This is a genomic window from Kribbella sp. NPDC058693 (assembly GCF_042715335.1).
In the GTDB taxonomy this organism is placed as follows: Bacteria; Actinomycetota; Actinomycetes; order Propionibacteriales; family Kribbellaceae; genus Kribbella; species Kribbella jiaozuonensis.
In genome coordinates this window covers 387787-405704 of sequence record NZ_JBHXSQ010000005.1, presented here as the reverse complement: position 1 = coordinate 405704, position 17918 = coordinate 387787, and the positions used below count along the sequence as shown (strand labels likewise).

The following is a 17918-nucleotide window of genomic DNA, read 5'->3' as shown; positions in this document are numbered from 1 at the left end:
ACGCCGCCGTAACACCAGGTGACTCGCGCGGAAACACGAGTCGGCGAGGCTGCTCTCTCGCCGACAGCGTCGTCGCGTGACCACATCTGCCTGGGGAAGGAAGTCACGATGGATGTGTCGGAGTCGGAGCTCCTGCGGACGTTCACGTCGATCGACAAGGACGACAACGGCCGCATCTGGGCCTGGGAGCTGCTCGCGAAGCTTGGACAGGCGGGGATCCAGCCGGACGATGCGCGCGTCCGCGCGGCGTTGGCCGATGTCCGCGACGCTGACGGGCGGTCGGGCATCCGGGTCGACATCCAGCCGGTCGAGATCGACTTCCGGCAGTACGCCGGGATCGCGCAGCACGGCGACGGGATCGTGCATCGAGCGTTGGCCGGCGAGCTTGCGGTCTCGCCGGACGAGTTCCAGGAGTACGCGCGGAGCATCGAGGCGATGTACGCCGACCTGCTGCCGAACCGGGACGGGAACGTCGCGGACTACATCCCCACGTTGCGGGACGCGGATCCGGAGCGGTTCGGGATTGCGATCTGTACGGCGGACGGGCAGCTGTTCTCGATCGGTGATGCCGAGCAGGGGTTCAGCGTGCAGTCCACGTCGAAGCCGTTCAACTACGCGATGGCGCTCTCGCAGGTGGGGCCGACCGAAGTACATCAGTGGGTCGGTCAGGAGCAGAGCGGCGGGACGTTCAACGACTACCGGCTGTCGCTCGGCGAGGGACGGCGGCCGCACAACCCGATGATCAACGCGGGCGCGATGGCGACGCTCGCGTTGGTTGATCATGGCAAGCAGACCAGCGACCGGTTCCGGACCGTGCGCGAGACGTGGACGGCGATGATGGGGCGGCCGCCGGGATTCGACCAGGAGACGTACCTGGCCGAGAAGGCGACCGGTGACGGGAACCGTGGGTTGGCGAGTCTGATGAAGGCGGCCGACATGTTGAAGGCCGAGCCGGGTGAAGACGGCGCGGCTCGGACGGCCGACTTCTACTTCCAGATCTGTTCGCTCGAGGTGGATGCGCAGGGGTTGGCCGCGGCGGGTGCGACGCTCGCGAACGGGGGAGTCTCGCCGTACTCCGGTGAGCAGGTGTTCTCGCGGGAGACCGCGGGTCGGGTGCTGTCGGTGATGGGGCACAGCGGGATGTACAACGACTCCGGGAAGTTCTCCGACCAGGTCGGGCTGCCGGCGAAGAGCGGTGTGTCCGGCAACGTGATGATGGTGGTGCCGTCGAAGCGGTTGGCGGTGGTGACGTTCTCGCCGAGGTTGGATGCGGCCGGCAACTCGGTCCGCGGCGTCGAGGTGTGCAAGCGGTTCGTGAACGAGTTCGGCCTGCACCCGTACCGCGGCCTGGACACCGAGCGCACGCGCGTCGCCAGCACCTTCAACGAAGCAGACCGCCGAGCCGAAGCAGCAAGCGCCGCCGACCGCGCGCTGGGTGGCCTGGCCAGGCCTGGAACCGGAAGCAAGGTCCAGAGCGCCGACACCGAGCGAGCCGGCACGGCGTCGACCCGCCGCGCAGCACAATCAACCCAGCACCTCTGACACAGGTTCTGCAGAACAGCAGCGGCCCCCGCCACGCTCAGCGTGGCGGGGGCCGAACACGTACAGCTGCTACTCGACGGTGACGGACTTGGCCAGGTTGCGGGGCTTGTCCACGTCGTGGCCGAGGGCGACGGCCGCGTAGTACGCGATGATCTGTAGCGGGATCGTCAGCAGGATCGGGTCGAGTTCGGCCTCGTTCTTCGGTACGACGATCTTCGCCGCGACCCCGTCCGGCACCTCGACGCCGGGGTGCGTGACGACGTACAGCGGACCCGACCGCGCGCCGATCTCATGCAGCGCGCCGATGTTGCGATCCAGCAGTTCGTCGTCCGGCACGATCGCGACGCTCGGAACATCCGGCGAGATCAGCGCGAGCGGACCGTGCTTCAGCTCGGACGTCTGGTACGCCTCGGCGTGCCGGTACGAGATCTCCTTCAACTTCTGCGCACCCTCGCGGGCGACCGGATAACCGCGGGTCCGGCCAACGAAGAAGAGCGACTCGTGCTGCGCGAGCCGGCCGGCGATCTTCGCCAGTTCCTCCTCCTGCGCGACGATCGCGGCGATGTCCTCCGGCAGCTTCTTCAGGCCGTCGATCAGCCGGCGACCGTCGGCGGGGGAGACGTCCCGGATCCGGCCGAGGTGGATGCCGAGCATCGCGAACCCGACTGCCATGTTCGTCAGCGCCTTCGTCGACGCGACCGAGACCTCAGGGCCGGCGTGCAGGTACACACCGCCGTCGACCTCGCGGGCGATGCTCGAGCCGACCGCGTTCACCAGGCCGATCACGCGACCGCCCTTGCGCTTCAGCTCCTGCACCGCGACCAGGGTGTCCAGGGTTTCACCGGACTGCGACACCGCGACGTACAGCGTGTCCCGCTCGACGACCGGGTTGCGGTACCGGAACTCCGACGCGGGCTCGGCGTCGGCGGGGATCCGCGCGACCTCCTCGATGAACTGCGCGCCCATCTGACCCGCGTAGTACGCCGAACCGCAGCCGAGGATCTTCACCCGCTTGATCTCGCGCGCCTCGCGGGCGTCCATGTTCAGGCCGCCGAGGTGCACGGTGTGGAAGCGCTCGTCCAGGCGGCCGCGGATGACCCGGCCGACCGCGTCCGGCTGCTCGTGGATCTCCTTCATCATGAAGTGCTCGTGCAGGCCGCGCTCGAACTCCTCGGCCTCCCACTCGACCGTCTTCGCGGTCTTGGTGGTCGGCGACGCGTCCTGGGTGAAGGTGCGGTACCCGTCGGCGCGCACGGTGGCCAGCTCGCCGTCGTCCAGGTACACGACCTGGCGGGTGTAGCGGATCAGCGCGGCCGCGTCGGAGGCGACGTGCATCTCACCGTCGCCGATGCCGAGGATCAGCGGGCTGCCGTTGCGCGCCACCACGATCCGGTCCGGGAAGTCCAGGTCGATGACGGCGATACCGTACGTGCCCTCGATCCGGCGCAGCGCGGCCATCACCTTCTCCTCGAGGGTGGCTCCGTCGGACTGCTCGATCAGGTGCGCGAGCACCTCGGTGTCGGTCTCGGAACGCAGCTTGACGCCGGCGTCCTCGAGTTGGGTGCGCAGCGCGCCGGCGTTGTCGAAGATGCCGTTGTGTACGACGGCGATCCGCTCGTTGCCGCTGGCGTGCGGGTGCGCGTTGTCCTTGCTCGGGCCGCCGTGCGTGGCCCACCGGGTGTGGCCGATGCCGAGCTTGCCGCCGAACCGCTTGGGCAGCGACGCCTCCAGCTCACGGACCCGGCCGGCGTCCTTGTGCACCTTCAGCTCGCTGGAGCCCAGTACGGCGACACCCGCCGAGTCGTAGCCCCGGTACTCGAGCCGGGCCAGTCCGTCCACCAGGATGGGCGCGGCCGGCTTGGTGCCGACGTACCCGACGATTCCGCACATGTAGTGGGTGCCTTTCGTATGGGTTCGGTCCCGCGTCAGCCGTAGACGATCCGTCGCAGCTGGCGGGCAGAGAGTTCGGGCGAGCGGACCGGCCAGTGCCGGAGCTCGCTGCCGAGGCGGGCGAAGATCTCGTCGTTGCGGGCGCCGTAGGTCTGCAACTCACGGTGCCGGCGCCGGACGTACTCCTCGGTCGTCTCGGTGAAATAGGCCAGTACGTCGGCGACCACGCGCCGCGCGACATCCGCCGACAGTCCGGTCGTCCGGCTGACCTGATCGGCCAACTCGTCGACCGGCTCCACAGCCGCCGCCTCACTGATCACCCGTCAACCATGCAGTCTTTCCAGGGTCAGCGCAAAGCTTCTGCCCGAAATCGGGCAAATTCTCTGATTTGTCAGGATCTAGAACAGCCGGAGTACGTCGGATTCCATGCCGCGGAGGGCGTCGTAGTCGACGGTGACGCATTCGAGGCCGCGGTCGGTGGCGAGGAACTGGGCCTGGGGTTTGATCAGCTGGGCGGCGAAGATGCCGCGGACCGGGGCGAGGAGCGGGTCGCGGTTCAGGAGTTCGACGTACCGGGTCAGCTGCTCGACGCCGTCGATCTCGCCGCGGCGTTTGATCTCGACCGCGACGTGCTTGCCGTCGGCGTCGCGGCAGAGCAGGTCGACCGGGCCGATCGCAGTCGGGTACTCGCGGCGTACCAGCGTCCAGCCCTCGCCGAAGGTCTGGACGTGCTCGGCGAGCAGCTCCTGCAGGTGCGCCTCGACGCCGTCCTTGATCAGGCCGGGATCGGTGCCCAGCTCGTACGACGTGTCGCTGTGCACCTCCTCGAGCGTGATCCGGAGCTCTTCACCAGCCTTGTTGGTGACGCTCCAGACCCCCTCCTCCTCGGTCAGCTTGCACGGCGGCGACATCCAGTTCAGCGGTTTGTACGACCCGCCGTCGGCGTGGATCAGCACAGATCCGTCCGCCTTCACCATCAGCAGCCGCGGCGCCATCGGCAGATGAGCCGTCAGCCGCCCCGAGTAGTCGACAGAACACGTAGCAATCACCAAGCGCACGAGAAAGCACCGTAGTGCACCGACCGTCCGGAGTGGGAGGGTGGATGCGTGAACCTCATGTGTCCCGCCCGGATTCTGCTGCTGCCTGGTGATGTGCAGGAGGCGGCGGTGGGGGAGCGGGTTGTTCAGGTGTACGCCGGGACGTTCGAGGCGGCTGCGGGGTCGCGGCTGGCGGAGCGGCTCGGGGTTCGGCTGACCGTCGTACCGGAGTTGACGCAGCGGCCGGACGAGGAGCTGCAGTCGATCGCGGACCTGCATCGCGGCGAGACGGTCGTCGTACTCGGTGTGGATCTCGGCCTCAAGCTTCCGGCGACGGTCGAGCACAACGGCGACGGGTGGATGCGGGTCGCGACCGACAACGAGGTGACGTTGTCGGCGTACGAGCAGGCGGCGGAGAAGTTCCGCGCCTCGATCCCGACGGAGCCCAACAACACGCTGATCGATCTGCTCGCCGAGTTGATCCAGCCTGGTGGGCGGGTGCTGGAGATCGGCAGCGGAACCGGACGGGATGCGCTCGAGCTGGAACGCCGCGGTTTCGTCGTACGCCGAACCGACGCGACGCAGGCGTTCATCGACATGATGCGCGCCGACGGGTACGCCGTCGACCGGTTGAACGCGCTGACCGACGACTTCGGCGGACCGTACGAGGCGGTGTTCGCGGACGCGGTGTTCCTGCACTTCGACCGCCCCGACCTGGCCCAGGTCCTGAAGAAAGCGGCGCGATCGGCTCCGGTACTGGCGTTCTCGACGCGTGAAGGCAAAGGCGAGGAGTGGTCCGATCGCAACCTGGATCTGCCGCGACATTTCGTCCACTGGCAGGAGGATGCGCTGCGTGAGCTACTGACGAGCACCGGCTGGCAGGTACAGCGGTTGGAACGCGGCGAGGGCAACCTCGGGATGTGGTTCCACGTGCTGGCGACGCGCGCATGATCCGGGCCGGCGTCGTACTGCTCACCGACGACGGGATCGCCGCGATCGAGCGCGTCCGGGACGGGATGACGTACTACGTTCTGCCCGGCGGCCAGGTCGAAGAAGGCGAGAGCCCGGCCGAGACTGCGCGGCGGGAGATCTACGAAGAGCTCGGGCTGCTGGTCAAGATCCGCAGCGTCGTCGCGGTCGTGCACTTCGGCGACAGCACGCAGCACTACTTCTGCGCGGACGTCATCGGCGGCGAGTTCGGCACCGGCGAAGGCCCGGAGCTGGCGAGCCCGGCCGAGTCGGAGCGCGGGAGCTACCGAGCCGTCTGGCTGCCGCTGCCCGAGCTGTCCGGGCGGGATCTGCGGCCGCGGCCGATCGCGGCGGCACTCGTGGCGGCCCCGGATCCGCAGTGGTTGCTGGACGGCTGGATGGACACGCCGGTCGTGTACGACGAGAACGTGTGAGCTTGGCCTCGCCGGTGATGCAACTCATGGGCGGACCACTGGCCGGACTGGCATAGTGCAGAGCATGGCTCGGGAATTGACGACTGTGGGTGTGGTGGGTCTCGGCACGATGGGCGCCGGGATCGCCGAGGTGTTCGCGCGGAACGGGCTGACGGTGGTCGGCGTCGAGCGTGACGAGGAGGCCGCCGAGCGCGGCCGAGGCCACATCCAGCACTCGACCGACCGGGCCGTGAAGCGCGGCAAGCTGTCCGTCGAGGACCAGCAGGCGCTGTTCGACCGGGTCACGTTCGCCACCACGATGGAGGCGCTGGCCGACTGCGATCTGGTGATCGAGGCCGTCGTCGAGCGGCTCGAGCTGAAGCGCGAGATCTTCGCCGCACTGGACAAGATCGTCGGCGAGGACGCGATCCTGGCGACCAACACCTCGTCGTTGTCGGTCACCGAGATCTCCGTCGCCACCCAGCGTCCGCGCCGCGTCGTCGGCATGCACTTCTTCAACCCGGCGCCGGTGCAGGAGTTCGTCGAGGTGATCAAGACCGTCGTCACCGAGCCGGACGTGGTCGACGACGTACAGGCGCTCGCTCGCCGGCTCGACAAGGTCCCGGTGGTCGCGGCCGACCGGGCCGGCTTCATCGCCAACGCGCTGCTGTTCGGGTACCTGAACCACGCGGTCTCGATGGTCGAGTCCCGCTACGCCACCCGTGAGGACGTCGACGCGGCGATGCGGCTCGGCTGCGGGTACCCGATGGGTCCGCTGGCGCTGCTCGACCTGATCGGGCTCGACACGGCGTACGAGATCCTCGACACGATGTACAAGCAGGGCCGCAACCGGCTGCACGCGCCGGCGCCGATCCTCAAGCAGATGGTCACCGCCGGACTGCTCGGCCGGAAGACCGGGCGCGGCTTCTACACCTACGAAGGGCCGGACTCGCCGGTCGTGGTCGACGACGAGCACACCCCGTCGACCGCGGGAGGCGCGCCGGATATCCGCCCGGTCAAGCAGGTCGGCGTGGTCGGCTCCGGCACGATGGCGGTCGGCATCGTCGAGGTCGCGGCCAAGGCCGGGTACGACGTGCTGTACGTCGCCCGCGGTACCGAGAAGGTCGACCGGGTCCGCGCCGCGCTCGAACGCTCGCTGGAGAAGGGCGTCCAGCGCGGCAAGCTCTCCTCGGAGGAGCGCGACGCCGCGCTGCGCCGGGTCACCGGTACGGCGAAGCTCGACGACCTCGCGTCCGTCGACCTGGTGATCGAGGCCGTGGTCGAGGAGCTGACCGTCAAGCAGGCGTTGTTCGAGACGTTCGACGAGATCTGCAAGCCGGGCGCGATCCTGGCGACCACGACGTCCTCGCTGCCGGTGATCGACCTCGCGATGGCGACCAAGCGGCCGTCCGACGTGGTCGGTCTGCACTTCTTCAACCCGGCGCCGGTGATGCAGCTGGTCGAGGTCGTCAGCACGGTCAGCACCGCTCCCGAGGTCGCCGACACCGTGGCTGCCGTGGCCGTTGCCGCGGGCAAGCACCCGGTGCGCTGCGGCGACCGAGCCGGCTTCATCGTCAACGCGCTGCTGTTCCCGTACCTGAACGACGCGGTCCGGATGCTCGAGGCGCACTACGCCGGTGTCGACGACATCGACGCCGCGATGAAGCTCGGCTGCCGCCTCCCGATGGGCCCGTTCGCCCTGCTCGACGTGGTCGGCCTGGACGTCGCCCTCGCGATCCAGCGCACCCTGTACCTCGAGTTCCGCGAGCCCGGCTTCGCCCCGGCCCCGCTCCTCGAACACCTGGTCACCGCCGGCTACCTCGGCCGCAAGACCGGCCGAGGCTTCCGCGACTACGCGAGCTGATCCGCTTGTAGCCTGGGCCCATGCGGCCGACCGACCTCGAGCTGACACCGCGCGAGGTCGCTGCGCTGATCGCGTTCCGCAAGGCCCAGATCACCCCGCCGGTGCCGCCGGACCGCCCGGCCGGGGTCCGGCCGACGGTGATCCTGATCGGCGGTACGCCGGGCACGGGCAAGACCACTCTGCAATGGCAGATCCAGCAGTCGCTCGGCGCCGACTCGCTCGCCGTCTACGACTTCGACGACGACTCCGCGGCCCATCCCCGGTTCGACCGGATCATGCGGACGCTGGGGCTGCGGGGTCATCAGGCGGTGACCGAACAGCTGCCGCGGAACCTGAGGTTCCAGCTGCTCGAGCATCTCCGGCGCGGTGATCCGCAGTACGACATCCTCGCCAGCGCGCCGCTGCACCGCGACATTCTCGTGCGGGGATGGGTGGACGACTTCCGGTCGGCGAAGTACCGGATCGTCGTCGCCTACGCGGTGACGCACCCGGCCAACAGCATGCTCGGCCGGGCCGAGCGGTTCCAGCGGGCGTACGACGACACCGGGATCGGTCGATGGGTGGATCCGGCCGTGGCACGTCGTCCGGACGGACTGGTCCCGGAGACGGCTCACTTCCTCGAATCCACGGCGTACGCCGACGATCTGTACATCGTCGACCGGAACGGCTTCGTCCTGTACGAGAACCACCGCGACCAGGACGGCCGGATGCCGGGCCCGTGGCAGGCCAGGAAGGCGATCCTCGACGAGTTCGGCCGCCCGCCGACGCCGGCCGAGTACGAGCGGTTCGTCGCGTCCGCCGTACCGCTGCTGGACCGTCGTGGCGAACTCCTGCGACCTGTCGCGGAGGAGGTCCAGCGTGCGTGGGAGCTGCACGAGCTGCGTCCGCCGCCTGTGCCGGACGCCCGCGGGTCTTTGGTACGCCTCGATCAGGGGCTGGCCGAGCTGCACCGGGTGACCGGGGCCGGGATAGCTTCGGCACGGACCATCGGTTCACCCAGGGCGGATCGTACGGATCAGGCGGACCGGACCGGCTCGACCCGCGAGCCGATGAGCCGGCCGTCGCCGGACCGGACGCCGGATCGCTGACCGGCTAGCGTTGGCACGCACACTGCACGGGAGGATCCGACCATGCCGGACGGCGAGGAGCCGAGGAAGCACATCACCGAGGCGCTCGGTGGTCGGTACGTCGCGCCGTCGGACGAGGAGCGCGTGGAGCGGGAGCGCGTGCGGAACCTGATCCAGGCGGTGCTGTCGTGCTACCGCGCTCTGGTCAGCCAGGAGGCCGACGAGACCCGCCGAGCCGAACTCCAGGCCGAAGAAGCGTTGTACACCGAGGAGTCCCGCCGGCAGATCTCGATGTCGGCCGCAGAGCGGCAGGAGGTCCTGCGCACCTATCCGGACCTCCTGGCTCGCCTCCGCGCCGATCTGAGCTGACGGTTTACGGCTCGGCCTGGGCGTAGTCGCCGCAGGGGCCGCCGCCGATGGCTTCGGGGAGTACGGTTTCGCGGCGGTCGAGTTTGACGAGTGGGTTGTAGAAGGCGGCGATCTCGACGCTGTCCTCCGGGATGTAGTGGAAGATCAGCGAACGCCGGAAGCGGTCGTCGGTACCGTTCGGACGTGATCCGTGCACCACGCTGCCGTGGAAGAACAGCACGTCGCCGGCCTTCATCTTGGTCTGGACCTTGCTGAGGCCGTCCGGGATCGGGACCTCGACGGTGGTGAACGACTCGGTGAGGTCGGCCGGCTCCGGGCAGACCAGCTCGGTCTTGTGCGAACCCGGCACGACCGCGAGCCCGCCGTTCTCCTCGTCGACGTCGTCGACCGCGATCCACGCGGCGAGACACGTCTCCGGATCGGCGCGCAGGAACGTATTGTCCTGGTGCAGCGCCTGTCCACGCGCGCCCGGCGGCTTGAAGTAGAACATCGACTGGGCGCCCAGCGCGGGACCGATCAGCGCCTGGACGACATCGAGGATCCGGCTGTCCAGCATCAGCTCCATTGAGAGCCGGCCGGCCTCCACGTCGGTACGCCGGTGCGGATGCACGAACCGCGGGTACTTCGCCAGCGGGTCGTCCTCGGGTACGCCGTCGTCGATCGCGAGCGAATGATCGACGGCGACCTGCTCCATGAACACGGTCTTGATCCGCTCGACCTCAGCGGCGTCGAACAACTGGGGAACCTGGACGATGCCGTCCCGCTGGTAGATGTCCACGACTGTCATAGCTCTAGAGTGCGACGGCGAGCGCTTGCCAGCGATACGCTATCGAGCTGTGAACCTTCGAGATCCTGCTGACTCGCCGATCCCGGTAGTGCGCCGGGTGGCGACCGGTGAGTTCGAGGAAGGCCCTGACTACGCGACGTACCGGCGCCGCGGTACGACGGATTGGCTGCTGGTGCAGACCCTCGACGGCCAGGGACGATTCGGTCATGTCGCCGCCGTGCCGGGCAGCGTCACGCTGGTCCGGCCCGGCACGCTGCACGACTACGCCACGGTCGGTGATCGCTGGCATTTCCTGTATGCGCACATGAACCCGAAGCCCGACTGGCTCCCGCTGCTCGACTGGCCAGAAGTTGCTCCCGGCATCGTTCAGCTGCAGCCGGCCGGCCCCACCTTCGACCGGATCGCCGACCACCTCCGCGACGCCGTACGCCATCAACGCAGCGTGCTCCCGCAGTCCGAGCAGCTGAGCGCGAACTCGCTGGAGGCCGCGCTGCTGTGGTGCGACACCCAGAACCCGAAGGCCGCCCAGATCGACGATCGCCTGCTCCGCGCGATCGAGCTGATCGACCAGGACCTGACCGCCAACCTCGACATCCCGCGGCTGGCACGGGCGGTGAACCTGTCGGTATCCCGTTTCGCCCACCTGTTCCGCGACCAGCTCGGCGTCAGCCCGCAACAGTTCGTCGAACGCCGCCGCCTCGACGCCGCGGCCCGCCTCCTCGAACTCACTGGCCGCTCGGTCGCGTCGGTCGCGGCCGAGGTCGGTTACGCGGACCCGCTCTACTTCTCGACACGCTTCCGTCTACACACTGGATCAAGCCCCACCGCCTACCGGAAGAGGTCTTAGGCTTCTCGCCATGAGAACGCGTGCAGTGGTGGTGGGCGTGGCGGTTCTGGCTGCCGTGGGGCTCGGGGCGTGTGCGCCGGAGGACAACTCGTCGTCGGGGTCCTCGACGCCGTCCGGGGCGGATGCCTGTGCGAAGGACAAGCTGGCAGTCAAGACGGCCGGCACGTTGACGGTCGGGACCGACAAACCGGCGTACGAACCGTGGTTCAGCAACAACGACCCGAGCAACGGCAAGGGGTACGAGTCGGCCGTCACCTATGCCCTGGCGAAGAAGCTCGGGTTCGAGCAGGCCAATGTGAAGTGGCTGACGGTGCAGTTCAACACCGCGTTCGCGCCCGGCACGAAGGCGTTCGACCTGGACGTGAACCAGGTGTCGATCTCGGAGGACCGGCGCAAGGCCGTCGACTTCTCGTCCGGGTACTACGACGTCCGGCAGACCGTGATCACGACAGCGGGGAGCAAGATCGCCAACGCCAAGTCGGTCGCCGACCTGGTGGATGCGAAGCTCGGCGCCCAGGTCGGTACGACGAGTTACACCGCACTGCGCGACCAGGTGAAGCCGAAGCAGACGCCGGCCGTGTTCGACACCAACGACCTGGCCGTGCAGGCGCTGAAGAACAAGCAGATCGACGGCATCGTGGTCGACCTGCCGACCGCGTTCTACATGACCGGGGCGCAGCTCGACAACGGCAAGATCGTCGGCCAGCTGCCGTCGACCGGGACCACCGAGCAGTTCGGATTCGTGCTCGAGAAGGGCTCGAAGCTGACCGGCTGCGTCAGCCAGGCGGTCGATGCACTCAAGTCGGACGGCACCCTGGCCAACCTGCAGAAGCAGTACCTGACCGAGTCCGGCGCTCCAGAACTGTCGTGACCGACTGGCAGCCCTCGGCGCTTCAGCTCGAACGGATCGCGTACCGGCGTAGGCGGGCCCGGCGATCGACCCTGATCGCCCTGGTCAGCTCGGTGGTGCTGCTCGCGCTGGTTGCCGTGGGCATCGGTTCCACGCCGGGCTGGCCGCGGGTCCGGGACACGTTCTTCGACTTCCACCGCGGCTGGGAAGCGCTGCCGGTCGTTGCCCAGGGCCTCTGGTTGAACATCCGGGTGATGCTGATCTGCGCCGTACTGATCGTGATCTTCGGCATGACGCTGGCGATCATGCGCACGCTGCGCGGCCCGATCTTCTTCCCGCTGCGGGTGTTCGCAGCCTCCTACACGGACATCTTCCGCGGACTCCCGCTACTGCTGGTGATCTTCCTGCTCGGCTTCGGCGTACCGGCTCTCCAGTTGCGCGGGCTGCCGAACCAGGCGGTGATCTGGGGCGGCGCGGCGCTCGTCCTGACCTACTCGTCGTACGTCGCCGAGGTGTTCCGCGCCGGCATCGAATCGGTCCATCCGTCCCAGCGAGCGGCGGCGCGGTCGCTCGGGCTGACCTATCGCCAGACGCTGCGCTTCGTCGTACTCCCACAGGCCGTACGGCGGGTCATGCCGCCGTTGCTCAACGACTTCGTCAGCCTGCAGAAGGACTCCGGCCTGATCGCCGTACTCGGTGTCATCGACGCGATCCGTGCCGCGCAGCTCGAGACGGCCGAGGACTTCAACTTCACGCCGTACGTCGTGGCCGGTCTGCTGTTCGTCGCGCTGACGATCCCGCTGACCCGGCTGACCGATTACGTCGCCCGCCGACAGGGTTGGTACGGCGGGGGAGGTGGTCTGGTGTGAGCCTGCTGTCGCTGCGCGGAGTACGAAAGGTGTACGGCGAGAACGTCGTACTGGACGGGTTCGATCTGGATGTGGACGCGGGGGAGTGCGTCGTACTGATCGGCGCCTCGGGATCCGGGAAGTCGACGTTGTTGCGATGCGTGAACCTGCTCGAGACTGTCGACGACGGCGTGGTCGAGCTGGCCGGGGTGGACATCACGGATCCGCGGGTCGACGCCGACAAGGTGCGGTCGGGGATCGGGATCGTGTTCCAGGCGTACAACCTGTTCCCGCATCTGAGCGTGCTCGACAACATCACGCTCGCGCCGATCCGGGTGCACGGCGTACGGCGGGAGGTCGCGCGGGCCCGCGCGCTCGAGATGCTGGAACGGGTCGGGCTCGCGGACAAGGCCGCGGCGAAGCCGGACGAGCTGTCCGGCGGTCAGCAGCAGCGGGCCGCGATCGCGCGCGCGATGGTCAACTCGCCCCAGTTGATGCTGCTCGACGAGGTCACCTCGGCGCTCGATCCCGAGCTTGTCGGCGAGGTCCTGGACCTGCTCCGCGAGCTCAAGTCCGAAGGCATGACGATGCTGGTCTGCACGCACGAAATGGCCTTCGCCCGCGACGTCGCCGACCGCGTCTGCTTCCTCCACCACGGCCGCCCGCTCGAGGTCGGCCCGCCCGCCCAGGTCCTGGACGCACCCCGCGAGGCGCGGACCCGGGAGTTCCTGAGTCGGGTCAGCGGGACGACAGGTAGGTAAGGACGGCGATCACGCGGCGGTTGTCGTCCTCGGACGGCGGCAGGTCGAGCTTCGCGAAGATGTTGTTGGTGTGCTTGCTGACCGCCTTCTCGGTGACGAAGAGCGCGCTCGCGATCGCGGCGTTCGAGCGTCCTTCGGCCATCAGGCCCAGGACCTCGGACTCGCGTGGCGTGAGCCGGCCGATCGGTTCGTCGCGGGTGTTGCGCGCGAGCAGCTGACCGATCACATCCGGGTCCATCGCAGTACCGCCGGCCGCAACCCGCCGTACGGCGTCGAGGAACTCGGCCACGTTCGACACGCGATCCTTCAGCAGGTACCCGACGCCGCCGCCACCGCCGGTGAGGAGCTCGCGCGCGTACAGCTGCTCGACGTACTGCGAGAGCACCAGGATCGGCAGGCCGGGGACCTGGCTGCGGGCCTCGATCGCCGCCTTCAGGCCCTCGTCGGTGAACGTCGGGGGCAGCCGGACGTCGACCACGGCAACGTCCGGCCGGTGCTCCACGAGTGCGGGCACCAGCCGGGGTCCGTTGTCGACCGCCTCCACGACCTCGAAGTCGTGCGCCTCCAGCAGGCGGATCAGGCCGTCCCGGAGGAGGGCGTGGTCTTCAGCGATGAGGACTCGCAAGGCAGCTCCATGATCACGGTGGTCGGCCCGGCGCTCGGGCTCACCACGGTCAACGTACCGTCGAAGGCGGCCAGCCGCCGCTCGATACCGTACAGACCCCCTCCGGGCCTGACCACGGCACCGCCGATGCCGTCGTCGCCGACGATCATGTGCAGCTTCTCGTCCTCATGGGTGATCTGGATCCACGCGGTGGTCGCGGCGGAGTACTTGACCGCGTTCGCGAGGCATTCGGCGACCGCGAAGTACGCCGCGGACTCGACCGGCGCGGGCGGGCGACCGGGTACGTCGTACGTCACGTCGACCTTGAACGGGCAGGACATCGCCAGCGCCCTGACCGCGCCGTCGAGACCGCGGTCGGCCAGCACCGGCGGGTGGATCCCGCGGACCAGGTCACGCAGCTCGGACAGCGCCGTACTCGCCGACTGGCGGGCCTCGGTGAGCAGGGCGGCGGCCTGGGCCGGGTCGCGGGCGACCATCTCCTCGGCCATTCCGAGGTTCATGCTCAGCGCGGCCAGGCGGGCCTGGGCGCCGTCGTGCAGGTCACGCTCGATCCGGCGCAGCTCGGCCGCCTGGGTGTCGACGGTCTCGGCGCGGGACTCGGCCAGCTCGCGGACCCGCATCGCCAGCTTCGCGCTCTCGGTCGGGCCGAGCAGCGAGCGGGCCAGGAACGCGTTCGCCTTCAGCAGCCGCTCACCGGCCGCCTGCCAGATCAGGAACGCGATCAGCGCGACCGGCATCAGCAGGAAGCTGGTCCAGAAGTTCACGGTCAGCAGCCCGCCGAACGGCTCGGTGAACACACCCTCCGGCGTCACGCCGACGAGCAGCGGGTAGACCAGGTAGAACAGCGTGGCCAGGAACAGCACGGCGCTCAGCAGGCACAGGGTGAAGCCGAGTACGGCGTTCACGAGCAGCCAGATGATGTCCCGCCAGGTCTGCGGGTCGGTCAGGATGGTCCGCAGCCGCATCAGCATGCCGGGCATCGGCGGCTTCTTGTACGGCCGCGGGATCCGCTCGCCGAGGAAGCCGGCCAGGATCGTGCGGTGGCAGTTCGCGAACCACCGGGCGGCCGGTACGACCACCAGCAGCAACGGGATCCCGACCCAGACCGCGATCAGCGGGACGGAAACCACGCTGAGCACGAACAGGGCGATCCCCAGCTCGGCCAGGATCGCCAGGAACAGCGCGATCCACGGCTGGGCGAGCTTGGGATACCGCGTCGGCGGTGCTTCGGTGGTCACGACGGTGCTCATGCCTCCATCATGACTCAGCGTGTGCTCAGGCGCGGTGGAGTTAACTCCCCTCTGGCCGGAGGCCTGCCACCCCCCGGCATCTGGGTAGTAGCGCTCATGTTTTCCGCGGTGCCGAGGATGAGGCTGGATGCATGACAGCGACAGTGACCCCACCTGGGACCAAGGGCAGCGATTTCTCGCCACTGCTGCGGGAGATCAAGGCCGCCGGACTGCTGGAGCGCCGTACGGCGGCGTACGCGATGGCGATCGGGATCAACGTGGCCCTGATGGCACTGACCTGGGCGGCGATCGCCGCGGTCGGCGCCTCGTGGTGGGTGGTGCTGCTCGCGCTCCCACTGGGGATCCTGACCACCCGGGCGGCGTTCTTCGGGCACGACGCCGGTCACCAGCAGATCGCGAGCTCGCGCAAGCTGCACGACTGGATCGGGATGCTGCACGGCAACGTCGTACTCGGGATGAGCTACGCGTGGTGGAACGACAAGCACAACCGCCACCACGCCAACCCGAACCACACCGACAAGGACCCGGACGTCGGCGAGGGCGTGTTCGTCTGGACTCTCCAGCAGGCCGAGGGCCGCAAGGGGCTGGAGGGTTGGCTGACCCGCAACCAGGCTCGCGTCTTCTTCCCGCTGCTCACGCTGGAGGGCTTCAACCTCAAGGTGTCGAGCATCCGCTTCCTGCTGGCGCGTCGCCGTACGCATCGGCTCGAGCTGGGGCTGATGGCCGCGCACGTGGTGCTGTACCTGACCGCGCTGTTCCTGATCATGTCGCCGGCGCAGGCACTGGTGTTCGCGCTGGTGCACCACATGGTGTTCGGGCTGCACCTCGGCAGCGTGTTCGCGCCGAACCACAAGGGCATGGAGATGCCCGACGACGACAGCAACTGGGGTCACCTGGAGAAGCAGGTGCTGACCTCCCGCAACGTCAACGGCAGCCTGGTCACCGACTGGATGATGGGCGGACTCAACTACCAGATCGAGCACCACCTCTTCCCGAGCATGCCGCGGGCCAACCTCCGGTTCGCCCAGCCGATCGTGCGGGCGTACTGCGAACGCATCGGAATGCCCTATATTTCAACGGGTTTGATCGATTCGTACCGAATGGGGTTGCGCCATATGCACGAGGTCGGCGAGGAACTTCGTACCAATGCTTAGCAATCGCTAGGAACCTCTAGGCGACTCAGTCGCAGGTGGGTTACGGTCTGGCTTCTCGGGGCCGCCCACCTTGTGAGGAGACCTTCATGACCGACAGATCCGGTCTGAGTCGCCGTGGATTGCTGATCGCCGGCGTTGCCGCCGCCACCGCCGTACCTGTTGCGCCCGCGTGGGGTGCTGACGATCTTCGGCCGGGGGCGGTGACCCGGCCGAAGCTGGACAAGTACGACCGGCAGATCGTGTCGGGCCTGTCCTCCGAGCGTGCACTGCAACACCTACAGGTGTTGTCGGGGCGCATCGGTCCACGCATCGGCGGTACTGCGAGCGAGAAGCGCGCGGCCGACTACATCGCGGGACAGCTCGACAAGTTCGGCTACCGCACCAAGCTCGAGCCGTTCCCGGTCGCGGACAAGTTCCTTGCCCAGATCACCGATGTCCGCGGCATGTTGCCGGACGACCTGTGCTGGCAGGCCGGGGCTGCTCCGGGCGGCAAGCTGGACGTCACTGTCGAGGGGCCGGTGCGCGACGTCGGCCCTGCTACTGCGCCGGTCTGGCCGGCTGATGTCGCGGGCTCGATCGTGATCGCCGATGACACCGCGGCGGCTCGGCCCGCGTTTGTCGCGGATGCGGCCGCGCGAGGTGCGGTGGGGGTGATTCTGCTCCCCGCCGATCAGGTGTATCCGCGCCGGGCGTCGGCGTTCTCGCCGAGTGGTCTGACCAGTGCACCGATCCCCGTCATCGGTCTCGCTCAGGTGCAGAAGCGGTTGATCCGCGAGGCGCTTGCGGTCGTCACTGCCTTGCCTTTGCGGATCAGTACGGCTGCACACCGTGGCCTGATATCGAACAACGTGATCGGCGAGCGGCGCGGGAAGTCCGGCGGGCCGATCGTGATGGTGAGCGGTCATTACGACTCGGTGATCGGTGCGCCCGGCGCGAACGACGACGGGTCGGGCACTGTGCTCACGATCGAGCTGGCGCGGGTTTTCGCGCGGATCCCTACCGATGCCACTTTGCGATTCGCCTTGTGGGGCTCGGAGGAGCAGGGGCTGATCGGCTCGCGGTACCACGTCGCGCAGCTCGCCCAAGATCAGCGAGACCGGTATAGGGCCGTCTTCCAGAACGACATGGTCGCGACGAGTTGGGATCCGGCCGTCACGTACTGGCTGCTGTCGTTCACCGGGCTCGCGAACACCGCGACCGATGCGGTGCGGGCAGCCGGTCAGCGGCTCGGGTACGACGCGCAGCTGGTCGGACCAGTCGAGCGTGGCGCGTCCGACCACCAGTCGTTCCAGGAGGTCGGGATCGCGGCGGCCAACTTCTCCTGGCGGGGCGAGCTCGCGCCGTCGTACCTCGAACCGCCGTACCACTCGCCGGAGGACACGATCGCGAAGAACGTGAGTCTCGAGCGGCTGCAGGTCTCGATGGAGCTGATCGGGTGCGCGGCGTACGCGGTGGCGCGGGCCTCGTCGTAAGGGTGAGCTAGGTCATACGACTAGCCTTGAGGGGCTATGTCGCGCAGAAGGCCTTCCAAGTGGCAGCGGCCGGGCAGTGAACGGCCGCGTGGCGGTGGTTACCCCAGGCCGGTTGCCAAAGGCGCCGGGGTTTGGGACCTAAGGCGGGTGGCCGGGGGGGGGGGCGCCCAGTA

18 protein-coding genes are annotated in these 17918 nt (G+C 68.4%); 12 read left to right on the top strand and 6 right to left on the bottom strand.

From position 1 onward, the window contains the following. The first annotated feature begins 108 nt into the window (after nucleotides 1–108). Complete coding sequence (gene glsA, locus ACFWUU_RS36190; protein ID WP_380182608.1) at nucleotides 109–1542, top strand: glutaminase A; 1434 nt, start codon at nucleotides 109–111, stop codon at nucleotides 1540–1542. 69 nt (nucleotides 1543–1611) lie between these two features. On the opposite strand, the gene glmS is transcribed toward glsA, so the two are convergent. The 3 genes from glmS to nucS form a co-directional block, all read right to left on the bottom strand. After that, nucleotides 1612–3432, bottom strand: coding sequence for a glutamine--fructose-6-phosphate transaminase (isomerizing) (glmS, locus tag ACFWUU_RS36185; RefSeq protein WP_380182605.1), 1821 nt, complete (start codon nucleotides 3430–3432; stop codon nucleotides 1612–1614). A gap of 35 nt (nucleotides 3433–3467) precedes the next feature. Continuing rightward, nucleotides 3468–3749 carry a hypothetical protein gene (locus tag ACFWUU_RS36180; RefSeq protein ID WP_137259644.1) on the bottom strand — a complete coding sequence of 94 codons (282 nt, stop codon included), beginning with the start codon at nucleotides 3747–3749 and terminating at the stop codon, nucleotides 3468–3470. Between the two features lie 81 nt (nucleotides 3750–3830). Continuing rightward, nucleotides 3831–4490 carry an endonuclease NucS gene (gene nucS / locus ACFWUU_RS36175; RefSeq protein WP_130448766.1) on the bottom strand — a complete coding sequence of 220 codons (660 nt, stop codon included), beginning with the start codon at nucleotides 4488–4490 and terminating at the stop codon, nucleotides 3831–3833. Between the two features lie 57 nt (nucleotides 4491–4547). Here nucS and ACFWUU_RS36170 point away from each other — a divergent pair, with 57 nt between their 5' ends. From ACFWUU_RS36170 to ACFWUU_RS36150, 5 genes are all read left to right on the top strand, one after another. After that, nucleotides 4548–5420 carry a class I SAM-dependent methyltransferase gene (locus ACFWUU_RS36170; RefSeq protein ID WP_380182902.1) on the top strand — a complete coding sequence of 291 codons (873 nt, stop codon included), beginning with the start codon at nucleotides 4548–4550 and terminating at the stop codon, nucleotides 5418–5420. Beyond that, nucleotides 5390–5872: an NUDIX domain-containing protein gene (locus tag ACFWUU_RS36165; protein WP_380182602.1), complete on the top strand. Its 483-nt coding sequence runs from the start codon at nucleotides 5390–5392 to the stop codon at nucleotides 5870–5872. Before ACFWUU_RS36170 ends, ACFWUU_RS36165 begins: the two co-directional genes overlap by 31 nt. Before the next feature lie 64 nt (nucleotides 5873–5936). Continuing rightward, nucleotides 5937–7715 (top strand): 3-hydroxyacyl-CoA dehydrogenase family protein, encoded by a 1779-nt coding sequence (locus tag ACFWUU_RS36160; protein ID WP_380182600.1) that lies wholly within the window; start codon nucleotides 5937–5939, stop codon nucleotides 7713–7715. A 20-nt stretch (nucleotides 7716–7735) separates the two neighbouring features. Next, complete coding sequence (locus ACFWUU_RS36155) at nucleotides 7736–8803, top strand: zeta toxin family protein (protein ID WP_380182598.1); 1068 nt, start codon at nucleotides 7736–7738, stop codon at nucleotides 8801–8803. Between the two features lie 42 nt (nucleotides 8804–8845). Continuing rightward, nucleotides 8846–9151: a hypothetical protein gene (locus ACFWUU_RS36150; protein ID WP_380182596.1), complete on the top strand. Its 306-nt coding sequence runs from the start codon at nucleotides 8846–8848 to the stop codon at nucleotides 9149–9151. A 4-nt stretch (nucleotides 9152–9155) separates the two neighbouring features. Here ACFWUU_RS36150 and ACFWUU_RS36145 read toward each other — a convergent pair whose 3' ends face one another. Next, nucleotides 9156–9938, bottom strand: coding sequence for a phytanoyl-CoA dioxygenase family protein (locus tag ACFWUU_RS36145; protein ID WP_380182594.1), 783 nt, complete (start codon nucleotides 9936–9938; stop codon nucleotides 9156–9158). A 49-nt stretch (nucleotides 9939–9987) separates the two neighbouring features. Between ACFWUU_RS36145 and ACFWUU_RS36140 the strand changes: the two genes are divergently transcribed. From ACFWUU_RS36140 to ACFWUU_RS36125, 4 genes are read left to right on the top strand one after another with little or no spacing between them, the layout of a single operon-like run. Next, nucleotides 9988–10785, top strand: coding sequence for a helix-turn-helix domain-containing protein (locus ACFWUU_RS36140; protein WP_380182592.1), 798 nt, complete (start codon nucleotides 9988–9990; stop codon nucleotides 10783–10785). Nucleotides 10786–10795: 10 nt separating this feature from the next. Beyond that, nucleotides 10796–11656 carry an ABC transporter substrate-binding protein gene (locus tag ACFWUU_RS36135; RefSeq protein WP_380182590.1) on the top strand — a complete coding sequence of 287 codons (861 nt, stop codon included), beginning with the start codon at nucleotides 10796–10798 and terminating at the stop codon, nucleotides 11654–11656. Beyond that, nucleotides 11653–12504, top strand: a complete 852-nt coding sequence (locus ACFWUU_RS36130) for an amino acid ABC transporter permease (RefSeq protein ID WP_380182588.1) — start codon at nucleotides 11653–11655, stop codon at nucleotides 12502–12504. Before ACFWUU_RS36135 ends, ACFWUU_RS36130 begins: the two co-directional genes overlap by 4 nt. Further along, nucleotides 12501–13244 (top strand): amino acid ABC transporter ATP-binding protein, encoded by a 744-nt coding sequence (locus tag ACFWUU_RS36125; protein ID WP_380182586.1) that lies wholly within the window; start codon nucleotides 12501–12503, stop codon nucleotides 13242–13244. The genes ACFWUU_RS36130 and ACFWUU_RS36125 overlap by 4 nt, the downstream gene beginning before the upstream one ends. On the opposite strand, the gene ACFWUU_RS36120 is transcribed toward ACFWUU_RS36125, so the two are convergent. Beyond that, the gene (locus ACFWUU_RS36120; RefSeq protein WP_137259446.1) at nucleotides 13222–13869 is read right to left on the bottom strand and encodes a response regulator transcription factor; all 648 of its coding nucleotides are present in this window, start codon (nucleotides 13867–13869) and stop codon (nucleotides 13222–13224) included. The two genes, ACFWUU_RS36125 and ACFWUU_RS36120, sit on opposite strands and share 23 nt — an antisense overlap. After that, nucleotides 13821–15119, bottom strand: coding sequence for a sensor histidine kinase (locus ACFWUU_RS36115; protein WP_380182584.1), 1299 nt, complete (start codon nucleotides 15117–15119; stop codon nucleotides 13821–13823). The genes ACFWUU_RS36120 and ACFWUU_RS36115 overlap by 49 nt, the downstream gene beginning before the upstream one ends. Nucleotides 15120–15250: 131 nt before the next feature. Between ACFWUU_RS36115 and ACFWUU_RS36110 the strand changes: the two genes are divergently transcribed. Both ACFWUU_RS36110 and ACFWUU_RS36105 read left to right on the top strand, forming a co-directional pair. After that, complete coding sequence (locus ACFWUU_RS36110) at nucleotides 15251–16273, top strand: fatty acid desaturase family protein (RefSeq protein ID WP_380182582.1); 1023 nt, start codon at nucleotides 15251–15253, stop codon at nucleotides 16271–16273. Nucleotides 16274–16359: 86 nt separating this feature from the next. Continuing rightward, a complete protein-coding gene (locus ACFWUU_RS36105) occupies nucleotides 16360–17745 on the top strand; it encodes a M28 family peptidase (RefSeq protein ID WP_380182580.1) in 1386 nt (461 codons plus the stop codon). Nucleotides 17746–17918: the final 173 nt, after the last annotated feature.